The sequence below is a fragment of the Streptomyces pinistramenti genome, from assembly GCF_020564935.1.
GTDB classification, from domain to species: domain Bacteria; phylum Actinomycetota; class Actinomycetes; order Streptomycetales; family Streptomycetaceae; genus Streptomyces; species Streptomyces pinistramenti.
This window is the reverse complement of record NZ_JAJCXB010000036.1, coordinates 45,582-66,038: the sequence shown is the minus strand read 5'-3', so window position 1 is coordinate 66,038 and position 20,457 is coordinate 45,582. Positions and strand designations below refer to the sequence as shown.

The following is a 20,457-nucleotide window of genomic DNA, read 5'->3' as shown; positions in this document are numbered from 1 at the left end:
CGCGGCGTTCGACGACAGGCCCTCCCCCGGGTCAGATGCCGGCGGCGCCCAGCAGCGTGCCCGCCACGTAGGTCACCGCCATCGCCAGCGCGCCGCCTCCGGCGTTGCGCAGCACCGCGCGGCCGGCCGGCGCCGACCCGAGCCGGGCACTGGCCCAGCCGCACAGCGCGAGGGCGGCCAGGACGGCCACCACGGTGACCGGCAGCCGCAGCGCTGCGGGCGGCAGCACGATGGCGAGCAGCGGCAGCAGCGCCCCGGCCGTGAAGGCGAGGAAGCTGGCGCCGGCCGCGTGCCAGGGGTTGGTCAGCTCGTCGGGGTCGATGCCCAGCTCCACCTCGGCGTGGGCGCGCAGCGCATCGTGCGCGGTGAGCTGTTCGGCGACCTCACGGGCCAGCTCAGGTGTCAGCCCCTTGCCCTCCAGCATGCCGGTCAGCTCGACGAGTTCGGCCTGCGGTTCGCCGGCCAGCTCGCGCTTCTCCTGCGCCAGCGCGGCTTTCTCGGAGTCGCGCTGGGTGGAGACCGAGACGTATTCGCCGGCCGCCATCGACATCGATCCGGCCAGCAGTCCGGCGAGACCCGCGGTCAGCAGCGCGCTGCGGGAACCGGTGGCGCCCGCGACGCCGACGACGAGACCTGCGGTGGACACCACGCCGTCGTTGGCGCCGAGTACCGCGGCCCGCAGCCAGTTGAGGCGTCCGCCGAGGCCGGCGCCGTGCGCCTCCTCGTGCCCGTCCATCGCTCCGGGCCGTCCGGCGTCGTCGGCACCGCGCCCGGCCCGGCCGTCGCGCTCGGGGAGGTGATCGCTCATCCCGGCAGAGTCTCACCCGCGCCCGCCGCCACCGCGCTCGACGCCCCCGCAGCTCCCCCGAAAACGCCGGTGGTAGAACGGCCGTATGTTCGCACCGCCGCCTCCGCCCACGCTCGTCCAGCCGCAAAGCCGCCCGCCCGAACGCCGCCGGCTGTGGTGGCACCGGCTGATACTCGGCCTCTGGTACCGGCCGGTGGAAGTGCTGGACGAGGCCAGAGACCGCAGTGCGTGGAGCGCGGCCTTCATGCTGTCCCTGGTCAGCGGAGGGATCGGGGCACTGTCGGCGGACGCCTTCCACGGGCAGTGGGCGGCCGACCACGGCGCGGCGCTCCAGCTCGTCGGACTGGCCGTCGGCTGTGTCCTGCTGGCCAGCTTCGCGCTGGGCGCGGTCACCCACGCCATCGCCCGCACCCTCGGCGGCAACGGCCGCTTCGCGCCGACCGCCAGCCTGTTCATCGTGCTGTTCTGGGCGACCGACCTGCCGCGTCTGGCCATCGCGAGCTGGCTGCCGGCCGGCTCCACCTTCATCCAGGCCGCGACGTACACGACCTGGGGCTTCGGGTATGTCCTCGCGGTGTTGCTGATACGCGGCCAGCACCACCTGCCGACGCACAAGGCGGCCGCCGCCATATCGGTCCAGATGCTGGCCGCACTGGCACTGCTCAGGCTCGGCCCGGCGAGCTGAACGGCCCGCGGGCGGACGCCCTTCGGAGGCTCGCGCGGGCCTCCGGCCGTCGCCTCCGACGCGTCAACTGCCGCACAAGGCCCGCGAACGCCTCCCGCACGGCGGCGCGTTCCCGGACGTAGGGCCGGTGCGCACGGCCCGCCGTCCGCTGCGGCGCACCGCTCCGGCGCGGCAGGGTGTGGCCCGGCCCGTTGGACGTCCCGGTGACTTCCGCGCGGGCAAGCGCGTCCCCGAGCATGGCGGCACACCGTCCGCGACGTGAGGAGTACACACGTGCCGCAGCCGCCCCAGCAGTCGCAGCCGCCCGCCGGGCCCCCGCGGTCCACGCCCCGCCCGGCCGGTCCGCCCGCCCGCGCCCTCGACGGCATCCTCGTCGCCGACTTCAGCCGGGTGCTGGCGGGTCCGCTGACCGCGGCGACCCTCGCCGACCTGGGCGCCGAGGTGATCAAGGTGGAGCGGCCGGGGTCCGGCGACGACACCCGTGCCTGGGGCCCGCCGTTCGCCCCGGACGGCACCGCCGCCTACTTCGACGCCGCCAACCGTTCCAAACGCGGCCTCGCCCTGGACCTGGGCGACCCGGACGACGCGGCGGCGGCCCGCGAACTGGCCCGCCGCGCCGACGTGCTGATCGAGAACTTCCGGCCCGGCGCGCTCGCCAAGTACGGCCTCGACCAAGCCGCCACCCGTGCCGCCAACCCCGCTCTCGTGCACTGCTCGATCACCGGCTTCGGTTCCGGCGACGGCGCGGGGCTCGCCGGGTACGACTTCGTGGTGCAGGCGGTCGGCGGCCTGATGAGCATCACCGGGGAGGCCGGCGGGCCGCCGCTGAAGGCCGGTGTCGCACTGGTGGACGTGCTCACCGCCAAGGACGCCGCCACCGGCATCCTCGCCGCGCTGCACCACCGCGACCGCACCGGCCGGGGCCAGCTGGTGGAGGTCAACCTCCTGTCGTCGCTGCTCGGCTCGCTCGTCAACCAGGCGTCGGGGCACCTGGCGACCGGCCGCGATCCCGGCCCGATGGGCAACCGCCACCCCAGCATCGCGCCGTACGAAACGCTGGCCTGCCGGGGCGGGCTGCTGGCCGTGGCGGCCGGGAACGACGGGCAGTTCCGGGCGCTGGCCCAGGCGCTGGGCGCGCCCCAACTCGCCGAAGATGCCCGCTTCCTCCGCAATCAGGACCGGGTACAGCACCGGTCGGACCTCATCAAAACGCTGGAAGATCTCCTGGCGTCCGACACTCCCCAGGGCTGGACCCCGCGGCTGACCGCGGCCGGCGTGCCGTGCGGGCCGGTCAACACCCTCTCCGAGGCCCTGGAGTTGGCGGCCCGGCTGGGGCTCGATCCGGTAACACCGGTGGGCGAGGGGCGGATTCCGCAGGTGAGCAGCCCGCTGCGGCTCTCCGAGACGCCCGTCACAGCGCCTTACGCGCCGCCGCATCTGGACGAACACGGCACCCCGCTGCGAACCTGGCTGTCGGGGCCACCCGACCGCCCCCTACCGCCGCGCATGTGACCTCGACCACAAGAACGTCCACCCTGCAACCAAAACCACCCGTTGGTGCTGTTTACCAGCACGGAAACACAACACCCTTGTATGGAGCAGCTCGTGACATCGCCGGACACCACCGCGACCGCTCGGTCCCGTACCTCGCACCTGCTGCTCCAGCCGCCCGAGCAGCAGGGCGCAGCAGCCCTCCGCCGCAGCCGCAGGATGCGCCGCACCTTCGCCATGACAGCACTGCTCGCCGCGGGCGCGCTCACGCTGTCCGCCTGCGGCGGTAACGCCGAAGCCGGTTCGGGCGACGGCAAGAACGGCCAGGCGGGCGCGGACGCCGCAGCGGCCAAGGACGCGTCGGACGCCAAGATCAAGGTCTCGTCGAAGGACGGCGCGACGGACGCCAGCATCAACGACACCGGAGTCAAGGTCAGCGGCGGCAAGCTGACCGACGTGAAGCTCACGGCCGCCGACTCGGGCGCCCCCGTCGAAGGCGCCATATCGGGCGACGGCCTCTCCTGGAAGCCCGGGACTCAGCTGGAGCGCGGCACCAAGTACAAGCTGGTGGCGAACGCCAAGGACGCCAAGGGCCGTTCGGCCACCGAGAACGCCAGCTTCACGACGGTCTCCTCCGCCCACAGCTTCATCGGCAGCTATACCCCTGACAACGGCAAGACCGTCGGCGTCGGCATGCCGGTCTCGTTCAACTTCGACAAGGTCATCACCAACAAGAAGGACGTCCAGTCCCACATCACGGTGACGTCCAGCAGCGGCCAGAAGGTCGTCGGGCACTGGTTCGGCGCGCAGCGCCTCGACTTCCGGCCCGAGGAGTACTGGAAGGCCGGCTCCAAGATCACCATGAAGATCGATCTGGACGGCGTGCAGGGCGGCAACGGCATCACCGGCGTCCAGTCCAAGACGGCCTCCTTCACCATCGGGCGCTCGCAGGTCTCGACCGTCGACATGGACACCCAGATGATGACGATCAAGCGGGACGGCAAGACCTTCAAGACCATCCCGATCTCCGGCGGCAGCGCCGATCACCCCACCTACAACGGCCAGATGGTGATCTCGGAGAAGTTCCAGCAGACCCGGATGGACGGCTCGACGGTCGGCTTCGGCGGCGAGTACGACATCAAGGACGTCCCGCACGCCATGCGTCTCTCCTCGTCCGGCACGTTCATCCACGGCAACTACTGGGGCTCCCCGTCGATCTTCGGCAAGTCCGGCACCAGCCACGGCTGCGTCGGCCTGCAGGACTCCAAGGGCGGCGGCGGTGACACCCCCGGCAAGTGGTTCTTCGACAACTCGCTGGTCGGCGACGTCGTGATCGTCAAGGGCTCCCCCGACAAGACCGTCCAGCCGGACAACGGCCTCAACGGCTGGAACCTTTCCTGGTCGCAGTGGCAGGCGGGCAGCGCGGCCTGACCCCGAACGATGTGCAGGCGGCCGGTCCCCGAGGGGGCCGGCCGCCTTTGTTCTTTGTTCGGGCACGGGCCGGCCCGTCAGGCCGCGGCAGGCGCCCCGTTCGTCCGGTCGACGGCCGGTTCGGACGGTGCGGGCTGCCGGGTGTCCCGGTTGCGGAGGCCCTTGAGGAGGAGGACGAGGGCCGTGCTGACGGCGGTGCCTGCGGCGATGGCCAGCAGGTAGAGGAACGGCCGGCCGATCAGCGGGACGACGAAGATGCCGCCGTGCGGGGCGCGGAGGGTGCAGCCGAAGGCCATCGAGAGGGCACCGGTGACCGCGCCGCCCGCCATCGCGGACGGGATGACGCGGAGCGGGTCGGCCGCCGCGAACGGGATCGCGCCCTCGGTGATGAAGGAAGCGCCGAGCACCCAGGCCGCCTTGCCGTTCTCCCGTTCGGCCGCGGTGAACAGCCGCCCGCGGACGGTGGTGGCCAGCGCCATCGCCAGCGGCGGGACCATGCCGGCCGCCATCACCGCGGCCATCACCTTCAGGCTGCCCTCGTTGGGGTTGGCCAGGCCGCCGACCGCGAAGGCGTAGGCGACTTTGTTGAGCGGGCCCCCGAGATCGAAGCACATCATCAGGCCGAGCAGGACGCCGAGGATGACCGCGTTGGCGCCCGACAGGCCCGACAGCCAGTCGGTCAGGCCCTTTTGGAGCGCCGCGACCGGCTTGCCGATCACCAGGAACATCAGGAACCCGACGACCGCCGACGAGAGAAGCGGAATGACGACGACGGGCATGATGCCGCGCAGCGGTGCCGGTACCCGGATCCGCTGGATCGCCATCACCACGCCGCCCGCGATCAGGCCCGCGATCAGGCCGCCGAGGAAGCCCGCGTCGATGGTGAGCGCGAGCGCGCCGCCGACGAAGCCGGGGACCAGACCGGGCCGGTCCGCCATGCCGTACGCGATGAACCCGGCCAGGACCGGGACGAGGAAGCCGAACGCGGTGCTGCCGATCTGGAAGAGCAGCGCGGCCCAGCTTGCGGACTCGGTCCACAGGAAGTGATCGGCGACGGACGGCGCCTTGTTGACCGTATAGCCGCCGATCGCGAAGGCGAGTGCCATCAGCAGGCCGCCGGCCGCGACGAAGGGGACCATGTAGCTCACGCCGGTCATCAACCACGTGCGGAGCCTGGTCGCGAAGCCGTCCGTCGCGTCGCTGCCCCTGTCCATCGGCACGGCGGCCCGCACCGGGGCGCCCGCGCCGCCGCGGGCCGCCTTCTCCCGTACCTCGGCGATGAGTTCGGCGGGACGGTTGATGCCGGCCTTCACGCCGACGTCGACGACCGGCTTCCCGGCGAACCGCTCCCGGTCCCGCACCTCGACGTCGTGCGCGAGGATCACCGCGTCGGCTTCCGCCACGACCTGCGGATCCAGCTTCTCGAAGCCCGCCGAGCCCTGGGTCTCGACGATCAGCTCGACACCTGCCGCCTGGCCGGCCTTCGCCAGCGATTCGGCGGCCATGTAGGTGTGCGCGATGCCGGTGGGGCAGGAGGTGACGGCGACGATACGGAAGGGGACGGGGGCCGCGGCCTCCGGCTCGGGCTCGGGCTCGGGCGGCGTCTCCTCGCCCGGCTCATCGCCGCGGATCAGGGCGGCCGCGCGCTCCGGGTCCGTCGCCGCACGCAGGGCGCCGGTGAAGGACGCGTCCATCAGGTGGCGGGCGAGGGACGAGAGGATCGACAGGTGGTCGGCGTCGCCGCCGGCCGGCGCCGCGATCAGGAAGACCAGGTCGGCCGGGCCGTCCGGCGCGCCGAAGTCGATGCCGGCGGCGCTGCGTCCGAAAGCCAGCGTCGGTTCCGTGACGTGCGCGCTGCGGCAGTGCGGAATGCCGATGCCGCCGTCCAGGCCGGTGGGCATCTGCGCCTCGCGCGCGGCCACGTCCGCGAGGAAGCCCTCCAGGTCGGTGACGCGTCCGGCCGCGGCCATCCGCTCGGCCAGCGAACGGGCGGCGGCGTCCTTCGTTTCGGCGGACAGGTCGAGGTCGACCAGTTCCGCGGAGATCAGCTCACTCATCGCGGGCTCCCTTGCGCGCGGTACCGCCGTGCGGCGGTGGGGACGGAGGAGGGGGAAGAGGCGGCGGTGGCAGGCGCCGCCGTCCGTACGGGGCTGCGCCCGGGGCGCGGGTGGCCGGTCACGGCACCGGCTCCGTGAGCGGACGGTCCAGGGGGACGTCGCCGGTCGTGGTGACCGCCGCCGGATCGAGGTCCGGCGGCGCCGGCATCTGACTGCCAGGCAGCCGCACGGCGGCCGCGCCATGGGCCACCGCAGCGGCCAGCGCCGCCACACCCGTCCCGCCCGCACCGAGGAATCCGGCAAGCGAGGCGTCGCCCGCCCCGACGTTGCTGCGGACGGCGGCCACCCGCGCGCTGCCGAAGTACGTGCCTTCGGCGCCGACCAGCAGCTGGCCGTCCGCGCCCAGGGAAGCCAGCACGGCACGGGCGCCCCGGGAGCGGAGTTCCCCGGCGGCCTTGACGGCGTCGCCGACCGTGGCCAGCGGGCGCCCCACGGCCTGCGCCAGTTCCTCGGCGTTCGGCTTGACGACGTCCGGACGCTCGCGCAGCGCCGCCGTCAGCGACGGGCCCGAGGTGTCCAGCGCGATCCGGGCGCCGGCCCGGTGGGCGCGGGCGACCAGTTCGGCGTACCACTCGGGCGCCAGGCCGCGCGGCAGGCTGCCACAGCAGGCGATCCAGTCGGCGCCCACGGAGCGCTCGCCGACCGCGTTGAGCAGCGCATCGGACTCGGCGGCCGACAGCTCGGGCCCCGCAGCGTTGATCTTCGTCAGGGTGCCGTCGGGCTCCGCGACCGCGATGTTGGAGCGGGTCTGCCCGGCCACCGGGACACCCGCCACCTCGATGCCCTCGGCCTCCAGCAGCGCGGCGAGCGCGGCCCCCGCGGCGCCACCGACCGGCAGCAGCGCGAGGGTGCGCCGCCCGGCGGCCGCGACCGCGCGCGAGACGTTCACGCCCTTGCCGCCCGGGTCGATCCGGTCGGCGGTGGCCCTGAGCACGGCCCCGCGATCCAGGGCCGGGACCTCGTACGTGCGGTCCAGACTGGGGTTGGGGGTGACGGTGAGGATCATGCGCGCACTACTTCCGTGCCCGCGCGTTCGATGGCGAGGGCGTCGTCGGGGCTGAGCCCGGTGTCGGTGATCAGCAGGTCCACGTCCGACAGCGCGCCGAAGCGGGCGAACTGCCGCTGCCCGAACTTGGCGGAGTCGGCGAGCAGGACGACCCGGCGGGCGGCGGCGATCAGCGCCCGCTTCACCGCGGCCTCCGCGAGGTCCGGTGTGGTCAGGCCGCCCTCGGGCGAGAAACCGTTGGTCGCCAGGAACAGCACATCGGCGTTGATCTCGCGGTAGGCGCGCAGCGCCCAGTCGTCGACCGCGGCGCGGGTACGCTGCCGGATCCGGCCGCCGACGAGGTGCAGGGTCAGCCCGGGGTGATCGGCGAGCCGGGCCGCGACCGGCAGGCCGTGCGTGACCACGGTCAGCTCGGCGTCCAGCGGGATCTCGGCGGCGAGCCGGGCCGCGGTCGTGCCGGCGTCGATGATGATGCTGCCGGAGCCGCCGCCGGGCAGCTCGGCGAGCGCGGCCCGCGCGATGCGTACCTTCTCGTCGGCGGCCACCGCGTCCCGCTCGGCGAGGTCGGGCTCGAAGTCCAGCCGGCCCGCCGGGATGGCACCGCCGTGCACCCTGCGCACCAGACCGGCCCGGTCCAGGGCCTTCAGATCGCGCCGCACGGTCTCGGCGGTGACCTGGAAATCCTCCGCGAGGGACAGCACGTCGACCCGCCCGGCCGCACGGGCGAGGCGCAGGATCTCTTGCTGGCGCTCAGGTGCGTACATCTGCGTCTGTGTCCGTTCCATGCCCGACCCTGTGGTTTCAGCGGCAGGCTACGCGCACAATTCCACGAAGTAAACAGAATCGGGCAACGAACGGACTCAGGCAGACATCGCAAGCCGATACGGCCGGCCACGGGCACGGGCACGAAGAAGCCCCGACACCTCTCGGCACCGGGGCTTGGGGATCTGGAACGGGAACGGGGCTCTACGGATCTGCGGGACCGCTCGGCCCGGCGGGTCAGGCCGCCGCGTCGAAGCCGGTGTCGCGCGCCATCCGCTTCAGCTCCAGCAGCGCGTGCTTCTCGATCTGACGGATCCGCTCACGGGTCAGGCCGTGCTGCTTGCCGACCTCGGTCAGCGTGCGCTCGCGGCCGTCCTCGATGCCGTAACGGGCCTTGATGATCGAGGCGGTGCGGTGGTCGAGGCGGTCGATGAGGTCCTCCAGCTCCTCACTGCGCAGCAGCGAGAGCACGGACTGCTCGGGCGAGGCCGCGGAGGTGTCCTCCAGGAGGTCACCGAACTGGGTGTCGCCGTCGTCGTCCACCGACATGTTCAGGCTGACCGGGTCGCGCGCCCAGTCCAGCACGTCGGTGACACGGGCGGGGGTGGAGCCCAGCTCGGCGGCGACCTCCGCCGGCTCCGGGTCGCGGCCGTTCTCACGGTTGAACTCGCGCTGGACCCTGCGGATCCGCCCCAGCTCCTCGACGAGGTGCACGGGCAGCCGGATCGTGCGCGACTGGTCGGCGATGGAGCGCGTGATGGCCTGACGGATCCACCACGTGGCATACGTCGAGAACTTGAAGCCCTTGGCGTAGTCGAACTTCTCCACGGCGCGCACCAGGCCGGCGTTGCCCTCCTGGATCAGGTCCAGAAGCGGGAGCCCGGCACGCGGGTAGCGGCGGGCCACCGCGACGACGAGCCGCAGGTTGGACCGGATGAAGACGTCCTTGGCCTTCTCGCTCTCGGCGACCAGCGCCTCCAGTTCCTCGCGCTCCGCCCCCGCGGCATTGCCGTCGGCGACGACCCCGTCGAGGATCTGCCGGGCGTACACACCGGCCTCGATGGTCTGGGACAGCTCGACCTCCTTGGCGGCGTCGAGCAGGGGCGTACGCGCGATCTCGTCGAGGTACATGCCGACCAGGTCGCGGTCGGCGATCTCCCCGCCTACGGCGCGAACACTGCTGGCCCCGTCAGCGCCACTCCTGGTGGACTGACGGCGGGCGACGGCACGGGTTGCCATGCGTATGCTCCCTTTGCGATGAGTCGGTGATGAGTCGTTCGCGGGACGGTGGACGCAGCGAACCCGGCCGTGACCGAGTACCTCCATCCGAAGGAAACAACGGCTGGAATCCGGACAGAATTCCCATGCCGTGCCTCTTTTTTCTGATCATGCAGTACCCTGCGCCCCCACCGAGGGAGGCCACATGCTGCCCAGGAGCAGGGAAGTGCAGGTCAGGGCCGGTACCGAGGTGGATCTCTCCGCCCTCACCGAGCTGTACAACCACTACGTACGTGAGACGGCCCTCACATTCGACACGGAGCCGTTCACCCCGGACCAGCGCCGTCCGTGGTTGCTCTCCCACCCCGAAGACGGCCCGCACCGGCTCCTGGTTGCCCAGCGGGTGCCGGCTACGACAGATCGGTGGAAATTCCGGCACACCGGGGCGGAGCGCGGCGAGGGCGGCCCGGTGGGAGGCACGGCGGGCGGCGCCCTGCTCGGGTAGGCGACCAGCAGCCCGTTCCGCCCGAAGGCCGCGTACGCCACCTCCGTCGCGGTCACGGTCCACTGCGCGCCGCACGCGACGGCCCGCGGCATCGGCACGCTGCTCTACCGGGCGCTGTTCGCGGCACTGGCCGATGCGGACGTCCACCGCGCGTATGCCGGGATCGCACAGCCCAACGCGGCATCGACCCGCCTGCACACCCGGTTCGGCTTCCGTCACCTCGGCACGTACACCGAGGTCGGCCGCAAATTCGACCGCTACTGGGACGTCGCCTGGTACCAGAAGGATCTGGGAGATCGGGAGGGATCGCGGAGGGACTGAGGGGGCTGAGGTGTTCGGGCCGGCCGCTCCGGCCGTCGGTGGGCGGCGTCGCCGTGTGTGCCCCGGCTGCCCCGACTCGCCCTCCGGGCGCTCCGGTTGACGCGGGCGGTGTGCGGGTGTCGCCTGGACAGAGGGCAAGCGAGAGGAGCCCGTCATGGTCAAGCACGCTCTGCGCCACGGTGCGCGGGCCGCCCGTTCACACGGCGCGGTCGAACAGGAACACGGCGCCACCTCGGCGGCGCCACCGGCGCGTTCCGGAACGGCACGGCGCATCCCGGCAACCGTGGCACTTCCCGTGATCGCCGCGCTCGGATTCGGCTGCTACACGATCTGGATCGACCACACCAGCGGTGCGAAGGGTGGCCAGGCCGCCCTGCTCGGGCTGATCGCGGCCGTGGTCTCCGGGGCGCTGGGGCTGCTGCTCGTGCACTTCCAGTCCTCCATGATCACCGACACCAGGGCGCTGGCCTACGGCGCGCTCTTCGGCGTCTCGATGGGCTGGCTCTACAGCCTCAGCGGCCCTTCCGTCCTGAAGTCGAGCGCCTGGGGCCTCGTCATGGGCATCATCATGGGCCTCGTCTCGCTCTACGTCTTCCGCGGCCGTCGCGTACGCGAGCCGCATGGCCTGCACCGGCCCCGTGCACACCGCAGGCCCCACGGCGCGCACTGAGCGGCCCGAACGATTCGCGTACGTACTCCCGAGCCACCGCGTGCGTACTCCCGAACGACCGTGCCGCGCCGGGGGCATGAGGACTGGGGGCGCCCCGGAGCGCACGGGCCGCCGACCGCCCCCGGCCCCGCCATAACGCAGGTGCTCAAACGGCCTCCGGCGACGCCTCGACGCTCGTCCGCCGCACGGTGCGCAGCGGCCGCCCCGGTCGCCAGCTCTCCAGCACCAGATACGGATCGGTGACGGAGGTCCGCACCACCTCGGTCACCTCTGCCCGGAAGAGCAGAAACGGCTCCGGCGGCCGCACCGCGTGGGCATAGCGCCTGAGCACCTCCGCCTCGCGCACCTCCGCCGCCCGCCCCGATATCCGTATGTCGCCGCCCGCCATGTCCGTACCGGGGCCGGGGTTGGTGTGGAGGGCGAAGCGCGGGTCGCGGTGCAGGTCGAGGGCCTTGCGCGAGCCGGTCATCATGCCGAGCCACAGCTCGCCGTGGCGGAAGTCGGCCTCCAGGCCGGTCAGCCGCGGCGAGCCGTCCGCCCGCAGCGTCCCGAGGACGTGGTGGGCATACGCCCCGAACCGCTCCTGCACCCGAGCGGCGAACTCCGGCTCCGCCGCCACCACTTGTGCCCAGCCGACACCGGCCGCGCCCCTCTCCCCCGCCTCGTCCGCCGCCCCGCTCGCCGCGCTCTCGCTTCTCGTCATGGCTCCACCGTCGCCCCCTTACCCGACATCCACTGTCCGGATTTCCCGCGGCTTCCCACGGACTCCGCCCAGGCCGCCCCAGGCCCGCCCTACCCGGCCGTCAGCGGCACCCCTTCGGTGGCGCACACCCAGGCGTCCGCGCCGGTCAGCTCGGCGTCTCCGGAGTTGACCGTGCCCCGCGGTTCGAAGAGGAGTATGCGGGTGCCCGGTTCGGCCACCGGGCGGTGCGACAGGCCGCGCGGCACCGTGAACACCTGCTGCGGGCCCAGCACGACCGGATCGCGGTCCGCCAGCTCCAGCGTCAGCCGGCCCGCGAGGACCAGGAAGAACTCGTCGGTGTCCGCGTGTGCATGCCAGACGTAGGCGCCCTCGACCTTGGCGATCTTGACGTCGTAGTCGTTGACCACGGCGGCGATCCGCGGCGCCCAGGTGTCGGTGAAGGAGTCGTAGGCCCGGCCCAGGTCCGTCACCCCGGCGGGCTGCCCGGCCGTGTCGGCGGCGTCGGCCGTCTCGTCAACTGCCCTGTCTTCATTCATGACTTCAGCGTGCCACGCACCACTGACAATGCCGCCGCCCGGCCCCGGCTCCCGCCCCGTCCCCCGTCTCTTGGCCCCCACCCTTCCGACCAGCGGCGTAGGGCCGCAGCCCGTTACACACCGCGCGCGCCCGGCCTAGCCTCGCGGCATGGATACGCAGAGCGGCACACTCGACGAGGCCCTGGAGCGACTGCACGCGACCGGGCCCGAATTCCGCGGCTTCTTGAGCAACCACGGCCCCATGGCGGTCGAGGCTCTGGTCCGGCACGGCCAGGCCCGCACCGTGCACCGCTGGCTCGACCGGTATTCCGCCGAGCTGGAGGACGTACCGAGCGCCAGGGAGCGGATCACCGACGCCAACTGGCAGGAGGCGCTGGGCGATCCGCAGCGGGTCACCGACTGGACCACGTACTTCACCCACGCCGTCGCCGAGCGCCCCTGGCGTGAGGTGCTCGCCGCATGGTGGCCCCGGCTGCTGCCCGGCATCTCGGGCGCGGCGACACATCCCGTCATCCGTGTCGGCCACGCCGTGCGCACCCTCCTGGAGGAGGGCGAGGAGGAGCCGCGCATCGCCGAACTCGCGCACGCGGTCGGCTACTGGGCGGCCCGGCACACCACCTTGCCCGTGACGGTCACCCCCTCCGGCACCGCCTCGCCCGCCGCCGCACTCGAAGCCCTCCCGCACGTCCTTGACCAGCAGGTCAGCGTGGTCCAGGGCCTCGCCCAGCTGCCGGGAACCCCGGGCTGGGCAGCGGCCGCCGAGGCCGTCGCGGCACCGCAGGACCCGGAGGCGGCGCGGGACCAACTCGCCGCCCTGGTCCGGGCGGCCACCCACCGCTACGTCGATTACGCCCACGGCGACGCGATCCTGCTCGTGCACGCGGCGACCGCACCGAATGCCATCCTGCGCACCCTGCCGGTGCTGCCACGCCCCCTGTGGGCGCCCTCGCTCCACGCCGCCTGGGCGGCCTGCGCCGCCCTGACCTCCGTCTACTCACCGGACGAGGCGCTGCCGCCGCTCCGGGCCGGGTCGCTGACCCCGGAGGAGGTCTTCGCGCGGGCCACCGCGCACGGCGACGCGCACGCGATCAAGCTGGCCGATACCGCCCTGGACGTGACCTCCTGGACACCCGAAGGGGACGACCGCGCCCTGGCCGCCGCCCTCCGCTCCCAGGAGCTGATCCCGCCGGAAGGCTGACCCCGGCGCCGGTCCGCCCCCGGATCGCCCTCAGCCGAACTGCAGCGACCGCTTCGCGAGCCCCATCCAGAACCCGTCGATCACGCTTCGGCCGTCGTCCAGCTGCCCCTGGGCGTCCGCGGCGCCGAGGGTGACGAACAGGGGCGCGAAGTGTTCGGTGCGCGGGTGCGCCAGCCGCCCGGCCGGCGCCTTGTGCGGGAAGTCGAAGAGGGTGTCGAGATCCCGCGCCTCCAGGGCCCGCCGGCCCCAGTCGTCGAACTCCGCCGACCAGGACGGCACGCCCGGCCCTTGATGCCGCAGGGCGGCCAGATTGTGCGTGAAGAAGCCGCTGCCGACGATGAGTACGCCTTCGTCGCGCAGCGGGGCCAGCTTGCGGCCGATGTCGAAGAGGCGGCGCGGGTCGAGGGTGGGCAGCGAGATCTGCAGGACCGGGACGTCGGCCCGCGGGAACATCTCGACGAGCGGGACGTACGCGCCGTGGTCGAGCCCGCGGTCGGGGACGTCCTGCACCGGGGTGCCTGCCGTCCGCAGCGTGGCGCGGATCCGCTGGGCGAGCTGCGGTGCGCCCGGCGCGGCGTAGCGCACCCGGTAGTAGTGCTCGGGGAAGCCCCAGAAGTCGTGGACCAGCGGCACTGTCCCCGTGGCGCCGAGGGCGAGCGGGGCCTCTTCCCAGTGGGCGGAGACGATCAGTACGGCTGTGGGGCGCGGGAGTTGTGCGGCCCAGGCCGCCAGCTGGCCCGGCCAGAGCGCGTCGTCGGCCAGCGGCGGTGCACCGTGGCTGAGGTAGAGGGCCGGCATCACGGACATCGCCACTCCCGTACGTAACTCGCCTACTTGAATGTTCAAGGATAACTTTCAGCCTATCCCCGCATTGTTAAATCTTCAAGAACAGCGGAGCCGATGCGAGAATGGATGGCATGAGCACCGAACCCGCAGCCGAGCCGCGCTGGCTCAGCGACGAGGAGCAATACGCCTGGCAGTCGTACCTCCACGCCACCACGCTGCTGGAGGATCACCTCGATCGCCAGCTACAGCGCGACGCCGGGATGCCGCACGTCTACTACGGCTTGCTCGTTCAGCTGTCCCGCGCGCCGCGGCGCCGGATGCGGATGACCGAGCTGGCCCAGAACGCGAAGATCACCCGCTCCCGGCTCTCGCACGCGGTCGCCCGCCTGGAGAAGAACGGCTGGGTACGGCGCGAGAACTGCCCGTCCGACAAGCGCGGCCAGCTCGCCCTCCTCACGGACGAGGGCCTGCGGGTGCTGGAAAAAGCCGCCCCCGGACACGTCGCCGCCGTACGCGGCGCGATCTTCGACCGCCTCTCGCCCGAGCAGGTCGGCCAACTGGCCGAGATCTGCCGGGTGATGGCCGACGGACTCCAGCCGAAAGGCGCCGACCTCCCCTGGCTCCGCTGAGGAGCGAGGGAAGGCCGGCGCCTTCAAGGAACAGCGGCAGGTCACCGCGTCACGGCCGGCGGGCACCCGGCCCGCACGGCCCGGCGTCAGTGCACCATGACCGGAATCCGGACCTCGTCGCCCTCGTCGTGCGCGCCGCCGGACGCCTTCGCGCCCTCGCCGCCGCCGGAAGCGGCCGGCGTGCCGCCCTGGTGCCCGGTGGTGACGAAGGTGAAGGCGATCACCGCGGCCAGGACGAGGATGCCGACCGCCCACCAGATGGCGGCGGCGTAGCCGTGCACCATCGACTGGAGCTTCAGCACGTCCAGGGAACGCGCCCCGGCCGCGTGCGAGGCCGCGTACGCGGTGGTGGCGCTGGCCGCGATGGTGTTGAGCAGCGCCGTACCGATCGCGCCGCCCACCTGCTGCGAGGTGTTGACCATCGCGGATGCCACACCGGCGTCCCGCGGCTGCACGCCGTGGGTGGCCAGCGACATGGCCGGCATGAACGCCGTGCCCATGCCCAGGCCCAGCATCAGGAAGGCGGGCAGGATCAGCGTCGCGTAGGACGTGCCGAGGTCGATCCGGGTGAGCAGCAGCATGCCGACGGCGGCGAGCGTGAAGCCCGGCGCCATCAGGAGCCGCGGGCGCACGCGGGTCATCAGGCGGGCGCCGATCTGCGTCGAGCCGGTGATCATGCCCACGATCATCGGGAGGAACGCCAGGCCGGTCATGACCGGCGTGTAGCCCTTCACGATCTGCAGGTAGTACGTCAGGAACAGGAAGAGCCCGAACATGCCGATGACGGCCAGGCCGAGCGAGGCGTAGACACCGGCACGGTTGCGCTCGGCGACCACCCGCAGCGGCAGCAGCGGGGCCTTCACCTTGGACTCGACCAGCACGAAGACCAGCAGCAGCACGGCGGCGGCGACGAACAGGCCGAGCGTCGGGGCGGCCAGCCAGCCGTCGGACTCGGCGCGGGTGAAGCCGTAGACCAGCGAGACCAGGCCGAGGGTGGCCAGGAGGACACCGGGCACGTCCAGCCGGGACGGGTTGCGGCTGCCCGCGGGCTCACGGATCACCAGGACGGCACCGGCCGCCGCGATCACCGCGAACGGGATGTTGACGAAGAAGGTCCAGCGCCAGTTCATGTACTCGGTGAGAACGCCGCCGAGGATCAGGCCCACGGCGCCGCCGCCGCCGGCAATCGCGCCGAAGATGCCGAACGCCTTGGCGCGTTCCTTGGCCTCGGTGAAGGTCACCGCGAGCAGGGACAGCGCGGCCGGCGCCAGCAGCGCGCCGAAGACGCCCTGGAGCGCCCGCGCGCCCATCAGCATGCCCTGGTTGGCCGCGGCCCCGCCGAGCGCGGAGGCGATGGCGAAGCCGATCAGCCCGATGGTGAAGGTCCGCTTGCGGCCCCACAGGTCGGCGAGACGGCCGCCGAAGAGCAGCAGCCCGCCGAAGGCGAGTGCGTAGGCGGTGATGACCCACTGGCGGTTGGCGTCGGAGATGCCCAGGTCGGACTGTGCCGAGGGCAGCGCGATGTTCACGATCGTCGCGTCGAGGACGACCATCAGCTGCGCGAGGGCGATGAATATCAGCGCTTTCCAGCGCCGCGGGTCGGCGTAAGAGGTGTTTTCGGGCATGACGGGATCCACCTAGTGGTGCAGTGAGCGGATAAAGCTGGTACGGGGGTATGGCGGCGGCGCGGTGCGGCGGGACCACGGTCCTGCGGCACCGGTGCTGCCGGTGGTGTGAAGGGTGCTGCGCGGGCGGACGCGGGCGCCGTTGCCGGTGCGCCGCCCGGGGTTTACGGCCGGTGCCTGAGGTCGTCCAATGTGGCGGCGGCGCCGGGGAGTTCGGAGCGTGCCGGTGTCAGCAGGCCGTCCAGGAACAGCTGGAGATGCCGGTGCACGAAGCGGTCGAAGTCGCCGCAGACGCTGCCGGGCAGCGGTCTGGTCAGCTGGGTGATCGCGACCATCAGGTCACCGACGGCGATGTCGGTGCGCAGTCGGCCGCTGTCGCGCGCGGCGGCCATGAGCGCCTCGACGGCCGCCTCCAGCCGCTCGCGCGCCGCGATCAGGTCGGGATGTGAGACGTCCACGCCGTCCGAGAGCAGCGGGCACAGGGCACCGATCCGCTCCCCCACCGCCGCGTGGACGAAGTGCCGCAGCGCCTGGAAGGGGTCGCCGGGCTCGTCCGCGAGGGCGCACTCGGCGGTCTGTGCGGTGCGGGACATGACGGAGAGCGTGACGTGGTGGATCAGCTCCGGGCGATCCGCGAAGTGCCGGTAGAGCGTCGCATTGCCGACGCCGGCCCGGCGGGCTATGTCGTCGAGCGGGACCTCGGCCCCGAACTCGACCATCGCCTCGCGGGCCGCCGCGATGATCCGCTCGCGGTTGCGCTGCGCATCGGCGCGCAGCCGGGGCTGCCCGGCCGCACCGGCCCTCTCCGGCTCCCCGGCCGCCGCGGACCGCGCGGCCGGCACGCTCTGCCGGAGCTTCACCTTGGTTCCGGTCGCGGTCACGGCGGCCCTCCTCCCGTTGCTCGTCGCCGGCCGGCCTCGTCAACGCCGGCCGGCCGCGTCGTGGTGTGTGCGTGTGTGCGTGTGTGCGTGTCTTCGTACGCGTGTGACGTCGTGCGGTGTTCTCCCTGAGCGGGGAGCTCTCCCCTGCGAAGCGGGGATCTGCTCCCCGTTTCCGTCAACGCCTGTGTAAACGGGGAGGGCTTCCCCGGATATTTCCCCTTCAAATGTGACCTGAGCCACACACCGTCGACCGGCTCGCCCCGACCCGACCGCCCCTCTTGATAATTTATCGGCTATGCGTCAAAGGTCCCGATTCACCGTCTTCCGGGCCCGCTTCCTGCCGCACCTCGGGCCCCGCACACTCCCCCGCGCCGCCGCCCGCCTCTGGACGTACGTCCGCCGGGCCCCGGGCACGTTCGTCTGGCTCGCCATCCTGCTGGTGACGTCGGTGATCATGCACCGCTTCACGCCCGCCGTCCTCACCCACGTCCTCCAGCACCGCTCGACCAACATCCACAACCTGGTGCACTCCCCCGTCCGGGTACTGCTCACCAGCGCCCTGTGGCTCGACGGCGGCGGCTGGCTGCTGTACTTCGTGGTCTACAACGTCGTCCACGTGCCCGCCGAGCGCTGGCTGGGCACCGGCCGCTGGCTCGCCGTCCTGGCCACCGCGCACATCGGCGCGACCTACCTGAGCGAGGGCGTGCTGGCCCTCGCCATCCGCGCCGGCGCCGCCCCGCGCTCCGCCGTCAACACCCTCGACGTGGGCGTCAGTTACGCCCTGGCCGGCGTCATCGCCGTCCTCACCTACCGCCTCGCCGCCCCCTGGAACTACCTCTACGTGCTCGGCGTCCTGGCCTTCCACGGCGCCCCGCTGCTCGCCGGCCGTAACTTCACCGACATCGGCCACTTCGCCTCCGTACTCATCGGCCTCGCCTGCTACCCCCTGGTGCGCGGGCGCCCCGACCCCGCGCCGCCGCGGCCCGCCCCCGCATGACGCCGGATGACGTAACCCCCCGCGCGCCCGGCCTGCCCCCGCCGCAGGGTGAGCCGTATGAAGCAGTGCATATCCGCTGCGCTGGCCGTCGGCGCGGCCACGGCGACGGCCGCCATCGCGCTGTGCGGGCCGCCCGCCACCACCGCGATACCCGCGACGGCGGGCCCCCGGGCCCCGGAAGGACCCGCGACGGCCGAGCGGCCGAGCGGCCCGTGCGCCCTGGGCGGCATCACCGACAACGTGGCCGAGACCGCCGCCACCCCCGACGGCTACGCCCGCGCACACGGCACCGTCAGGGCCCTCACCCTCTTCATCGACTTCCCCGACGCCCGCGCCACGATCACCCCGCGCGCCCGCTTCGCCGAGTTCTTCCCCGCGGCGGCCGAGTTCTTCCACACCAGTTCGTACGGCCGGCTCGTCTACCGCCCCGCCCCGCTCCTGAAGTGGCTCCACATGGCGCGGCCGCTCGCCGCGTACGGCATACGGCGCGGGGCCGCCTTCGATCCGGCGTCGGACGGCGGCTACCACGCGCTCTCCCAGGAGATCGTCCGCGCCGCCGACGCCTCCGTCGACTTCCGCGACTACGACATCGTCAACGTCATCGCCGCGCCCAACGCGGGCCCCGCCGCGACCCGTACCGTCCTGTCCGTCACCTTCAGCGGCAGCGACCTGGGCCTGCGCACCGGCGACGGCGTGCCGTTCCGCAATGCGTCCTTCATCTGGAGCCGGCAGCCGGGGCCGAGCCCGTTCCGCGTCATCAACCACGAGAACGCGCACTCCTTCGGCCTGCCCGACCTCTACTACACCGACGGCCGCAACGCCCCGCCCGCGGCCGGGCACTGGGATCCGATGGACGAGGACTGGGGGCCCGCCAACGACTTCACCGGCTGGCACAAATGGAAGCTCGGCTGGCTGGGCGCCGGCCAGGTGGCCTGCGCGCAACCGGGCGGCCCGGCCGCCGAGTTCACCCTCACGCCGATGCCGTCACCGGGCGGCACCAAGATCGTCGTGATGCCGACGTCCGCCCGCACCGCCCTGGTCGCCGAGGCCCGCACCCGCGGCCCGCTCGATCCCGCCCTCTGCCGCCCCGGCGTCCTCGTCTACCGCGTCGCCACCGATGTCGCATCGGGCGGCGGCCCGCTCCGCGTCGTGGACGCCACCCCGCACAGCGGCGGCTGCCTCACCGGAAACCGTTACGTACACGCCGAGTTGACCGACGCCGCCTTCCGCCCCGGCGCCACCTACACCGACCCACGGAGCCACGCCGCCGTCAGCGTCCTCGCCCGCAACCCGGACGGCACCTACCGCATCCGCATACGGCCGCCCGACGCCAGGACCCGCTAGGGCCGCTCGCCGGACTCCTCGTCCTTCCAGTGCTGCCGGCCGATGCTGATCAGCCGCAGCTGCCAGCGCGCCACCCGCACCGCGCGCTCCCGCTCCCCCTCCGGGCTCCCGGCGTCCTCCGCGTCCAGGATCGCCGCCGCCGTGGTCACCAGCCGGTCGACGTACAGGTCGGCCAGCATCCGTACGTCGTCGTCGCTCCAACCACGGGAAACCGGCTGCGTCCTGAGTGCGTCGGCGACCTCGGCGCCGAACCGCTCCAGCTCCCCGGCGATGGCCTGCCGCACGGCCCGCACGCCGCCGTGCCGTTCGCGGGCCACGAACCGTACGTGCGCGGGGTGTTCGCGCACATGCCGTTCGACCACCGCCACCGTACGGTCGATCCGCTCCTCGGCCGCGGCCTGTTCGGCGAGGATCGCCCGCACCATGGAGTGCAGGCTGCCCAGCGCCTCCTCGACCAGCGCGACCCCCAGTTCCCCCAGGTCACGGAAGTGCCGGTAGAAGGCGGTCGGGGCGATGCCGACCACCCGTGTCACCTCACGCAGGCCCAGGCTGCTCAGGCTCTGCTCCGCCAGCAGGCCGAGCGCGGCGTCGAGCAGCGCCTGACGGGTCTTCTGCTTCTGGGCCTGGCGGACTCCCACGGTGTGACTCATGTCATCCAGTAAACAACCGTTCTCCGAACTCTTCCACTCGCGCGAGCCCTACACTGAAGGAAGTCAGTGAACAACTGTCCTCCGAGTGGGAAAG

At 72.6% G+C, this 20,457-nt stretch carries 19 protein-coding genes and 1 pseudogene; 9 read left to right on the top strand and 11 right to left on the bottom strand.

Annotation, left to right across the window (positions count from 1 at the left end; translation table 11 throughout):
• Positions 1-31: 31 nt before the first annotated feature.
• Complete coding sequence (locus tag LIU39_RS22940) at positions 32-736, bottom strand: VIT1/CCC1 transporter family protein (RefSeq protein ID WP_227048743.1); 705 nt, start codon at positions 734-736, stop codon at positions 32-34.
• A gap of 157 nt (positions 737-893) precedes the next feature.
• Between LIU39_RS22940 and LIU39_RS22935 the strand changes: the two genes are divergently transcribed.
• From LIU39_RS22935 to LIU39_RS22925, 3 genes are all read left to right on the top strand, one after another.
• Positions 894-1,493 (top strand): YIP1 family protein, encoded by a 600-nt coding sequence (locus tag LIU39_RS22935; RefSeq protein ID WP_227048725.1) that lies wholly within the window; start codon positions 894-896, stop codon positions 1,491-1,493.
• A 273-nt stretch (positions 1,494-1,766) separates the two neighbouring features.
• Positions 1,767-3,005: a CaiB/BaiF CoA transferase family protein gene (locus LIU39_RS22930; RefSeq protein ID WP_372464013.1), complete on the top strand. Its 1,239-nt coding sequence runs from the start codon at positions 1,767-1,769 to the stop codon at positions 3,003-3,005.
• An 81-nt stretch (positions 3,006-3,086) separates the two neighbouring features.
• Positions 3,087-4,415 (top strand): L,D-transpeptidase, encoded by a 1,329-nt coding sequence (locus LIU39_RS22925; protein WP_227048724.1) that lies wholly within the window; start codon positions 3,087-3,089, stop codon positions 4,413-4,415.
• Between the two features lie 77 nt (positions 4,416-4,492).
• On the opposite strand, the gene LIU39_RS22920 is transcribed toward LIU39_RS22925, so the two are convergent.
• The 4 genes from LIU39_RS22920 to LIU39_RS22905 all read right to left on the bottom strand — a co-directional run bounded on the left by LIU39_RS22920 (position 4,493) and on the right by LIU39_RS22905 (position 9,539).
• The gene (locus tag LIU39_RS22920; protein WP_227048723.1) at positions 4,493-6,472 is read right to left on the bottom strand and encodes a PTS fructose transporter subunit IIABC; all 1,980 of its coding nucleotides are present in this window, start codon (positions 6,470-6,472) and stop codon (positions 4,493-4,495) included.
• 118 nt (positions 6,473-6,590) lie between these two features.
• Positions 6,591-7,538, bottom strand: a complete 948-nt coding sequence (gene pfkB, locus LIU39_RS22915) for a 1-phosphofructokinase (RefSeq protein WP_227048722.1) — start codon at positions 7,536-7,538, stop codon at positions 6,591-6,593.
• Entirely contained in the window at positions 7,535-8,302 is a 768-nt protein-coding gene (locus tag LIU39_RS22910) for a DeoR/GlpR family DNA-binding transcription regulator (protein ID WP_227048741.1), read from the bottom strand. Before LIU39_RS22910 ends, pfkB begins: the two co-directional genes overlap by 4 nt.
• Before the next feature lie 235 nt (positions 8,303-8,537).
• Positions 8,538-9,539: a sigma-70 family RNA polymerase sigma factor gene (locus LIU39_RS22905; RefSeq protein WP_227048721.1), complete on the bottom strand. Its 1,002-nt coding sequence runs from the start codon at positions 9,537-9,539 to the stop codon at positions 8,538-8,540.
• A gap of 187 nt (positions 9,540-9,726) precedes the next feature.
• On the opposite strand from LIU39_RS22905, the pseudogene LIU39_RS22900 reads away from it, so the two are divergent.
• Both LIU39_RS22900 and LIU39_RS22895 read left to right on the top strand, forming a co-directional pair.
• Positions 9,727-10,344: pseudogene (locus tag LIU39_RS22900) on the top strand (GNAT family N-acetyltransferase).
• A 154-nt stretch (positions 10,345-10,498) separates the two neighbouring features.
• Positions 10,499-11,014: a hypothetical protein gene (locus LIU39_RS22895; protein ID WP_227048720.1), complete on the top strand. Its 516-nt coding sequence runs from the start codon at positions 10,499-10,501 to the stop codon at positions 11,012-11,014.
• 145 nt (positions 11,015-11,159) lie between these two features.
• Here the strand turns inward: LIU39_RS22895 and LIU39_RS22890 are convergent, their stop codons facing one another.
• The gene (locus tag LIU39_RS22890) at positions 11,160-11,717 is read right to left on the bottom strand and encodes a pyridoxamine 5'-phosphate oxidase family protein (RefSeq protein WP_264483135.1); all 558 of its coding nucleotides are present in this window, start codon (positions 11,715-11,717) and stop codon (positions 11,160-11,162) included.
• A gap of 89 nt (positions 11,718-11,806) precedes the next feature.
• On the bottom strand, positions 11,807-12,253 hold the full coding sequence (locus LIU39_RS22885) for a cupin domain-containing protein (RefSeq protein ID WP_227048718.1): 447 nt from the start codon (positions 12,251-12,253) through the stop codon (positions 11,807-11,809).
• A gap of 148 nt (positions 12,254-12,401) precedes the next feature.
• On the opposite strand from LIU39_RS22885, the gene LIU39_RS22880 reads away from it, so the two are divergent.
• Positions 12,402-13,451, top strand: a complete 1,050-nt coding sequence (locus LIU39_RS22880) for a questin oxidase family protein (protein ID WP_227048716.1) — start codon at positions 12,402-12,404, stop codon at positions 13,449-13,451.
• Positions 13,452-13,481: 30 nt separating this feature from the next.
• Here the strand turns inward: LIU39_RS22880 and LIU39_RS22875 are convergent, their stop codons facing one another.
• Positions 13,482-14,258 (bottom strand): dioxygenase family protein, encoded by a 777-nt coding sequence (locus tag LIU39_RS22875; protein WP_372464010.1) that lies wholly within the window; start codon positions 14,256-14,258, stop codon positions 13,482-13,484.
• A 101-nt stretch (positions 14,259-14,359) separates the two neighbouring features.
• On the opposite strand from LIU39_RS22875, the gene LIU39_RS22870 reads away from it, so the two are divergent.
• Entirely contained in the window at positions 14,360-14,866 is a 507-nt protein-coding gene (locus LIU39_RS22870; RefSeq protein ID WP_227048714.1) for a MarR family winged helix-turn-helix transcriptional regulator, read from the top strand.
• 86 nt (positions 14,867-14,952) lie between these two features.
• Here LIU39_RS22870 and LIU39_RS22865 read toward each other — a convergent pair whose 3' ends face one another.
• Both LIU39_RS22865 and LIU39_RS22860 read right to left on the bottom strand, forming a co-directional pair.
• Positions 14,953-16,491 carry an MFS transporter gene (locus tag LIU39_RS22865; protein ID WP_227048713.1) on the bottom strand — a complete coding sequence of 513 codons (1,539 nt, stop codon included), beginning with the start codon at positions 16,489-16,491 and terminating at the stop codon, positions 14,953-14,955.
• A 164-nt stretch (positions 16,492-16,655) separates the two neighbouring features.
• The gene (locus LIU39_RS22860; protein ID WP_372464015.1) at positions 16,656-17,333 is read right to left on the bottom strand and encodes a TetR/AcrR family transcriptional regulator; all 678 of its coding nucleotides are present in this window, start codon (positions 17,331-17,333) and stop codon (positions 16,656-16,658) included.
• Positions 17,334-17,667: 334 nt separating this feature from the next.
• On the opposite strand from LIU39_RS22860, the gene LIU39_RS22855 reads away from it, so the two are divergent.
• Both LIU39_RS22855 and LIU39_RS22850 read left to right on the top strand, forming a co-directional pair.
• Entirely contained in the window at positions 17,668-18,369 is a 702-nt protein-coding gene (locus LIU39_RS22855; RefSeq protein WP_227048711.1) for a rhomboid-like protein, read from the top strand.
• A gap of 57 nt (positions 18,370-18,426) precedes the next feature.
• The gene (locus LIU39_RS22850; protein WP_227048709.1) at positions 18,427-19,713 is read left to right on the top strand and encodes a M6 family metalloprotease domain-containing protein; all 1,287 of its coding nucleotides are present in this window, start codon (positions 18,427-18,429) and stop codon (positions 19,711-19,713) included.
• Here the strand turns inward: LIU39_RS22850 and LIU39_RS22845 are convergent.
• Entirely contained in the window at positions 19,710-20,363 is a 654-nt protein-coding gene (locus tag LIU39_RS22845; RefSeq protein WP_227048708.1) for a TetR family transcriptional regulator, read from the bottom strand. The two genes, LIU39_RS22850 and LIU39_RS22845, sit on opposite strands and share 4 nt — an antisense overlap.
• Between the last annotated feature and the right edge of the window lie 94 nt (positions 20,364-20,457).

Excerpts from the sequence above, each read along its gene's own strand:
- LIU39_RS22920 (WP_227048723.1), bottom strand. The coding sequence starts at position 6,472 with ATGAGTGAGCTGATCTCCGCGGAACTGGTCGACCTCGACCTGTCCGCC.
- LIU39_RS22925 (WP_227048724.1), top strand. The coding sequence starts at position 3,087 with ATGGAGCAGCTCGTGACATCGCCGGACACCACCGCGACCGCTCGGTCC.
- LIU39_RS22850 (WP_227048709.1), top strand. The coding sequence starts at position 18,427 with ATGAAGCAGTGCATATCCGCTGCGCTGGCCGTCGGCGCGGCCACGGCG.
- LIU39_RS22910 (WP_227048741.1), bottom strand. The coding sequence starts at position 8,302 with ATGTACGCACCTGAGCGCCAGCAAGAGATCCTGCGCCTCGCCCGTGCG.
- LIU39_RS22885 (WP_227048718.1), bottom strand. The coding sequence starts at position 12,253 with ATGAATGAAGACAGGGCAGTTGACGAGACGGCCGACGCCGCCGACACG.
- LIU39_RS22895 (WP_227048720.1), top strand. The coding sequence starts at position 10,499 with ATGGTCAAGCACGCTCTGCGCCACGGTGCGCGGGCCGCCCGTTCACAC.
- LIU39_RS22870 (WP_227048714.1), top strand. The coding sequence starts at position 14,360 with ATGGATGGCATGAGCACCGAACCCGCAGCCGAGCCGCGCTGGCTCAGC.
- LIU39_RS22865 (WP_227048713.1), bottom strand. The coding sequence starts at position 16,491 with ATGCCCGAAAACACCTCTTACGCCGACCCGCGGCGCTGGAAAGCGCTG.
- LIU39_RS22935 (WP_227048725.1), top strand. The coding sequence starts at position 894 with ATGTTCGCACCGCCGCCTCCGCCCACGCTCGTCCAGCCGCAAAGCCGC.
- LIU39_RS22875 (WP_372464010.1), bottom strand. The coding sequence starts at position 14,258 with ATGTCCGTGATGCCGGCCCTCTACCTCAGCCACGGTGCACCGCCGCTG.
- LIU39_RS22890 (WP_264483135.1), bottom strand. The coding sequence starts at position 11,717 with ATGACGAGAAGCGAGAGCGCGGCGAGCGGGGCGGCGGACGAGGCGGGG.
- LIU39_RS22905 (WP_227048721.1), bottom strand. The coding sequence starts at position 9,539 with ATGGCAACCCGTGCCGTCGCCCGCCGTCAGTCCACCAGGAGTGGCGCT.
- LIU39_RS22845 (WP_227048708.1), bottom strand. The coding sequence starts at position 20,363 with ATGAGTCACACCGTGGGAGTCCGCCAGGCCCAGAAGCAGAAGACCCGT.
- pfkB (WP_227048722.1), bottom strand. The coding sequence starts at position 7,538 with ATGATCCTCACCGTCACCCCCAACCCCAGTCTGGACCGCACGTACGAG.
- LIU39_RS22940 (WP_227048743.1), bottom strand. The coding sequence starts at position 736 with ATGGACGGGCACGAGGAGGCGCACGGCGCCGGCCTCGGCGGACGCCTC.
- LIU39_RS22855 (WP_227048711.1), top strand. The coding sequence starts at position 17,668 with ATGCGTCAAAGGTCCCGATTCACCGTCTTCCGGGCCCGCTTCCTGCCG.
- LIU39_RS22880 (WP_227048716.1), top strand. The coding sequence starts at position 12,402 with ATGGATACGCAGAGCGGCACACTCGACGAGGCCCTGGAGCGACTGCAC.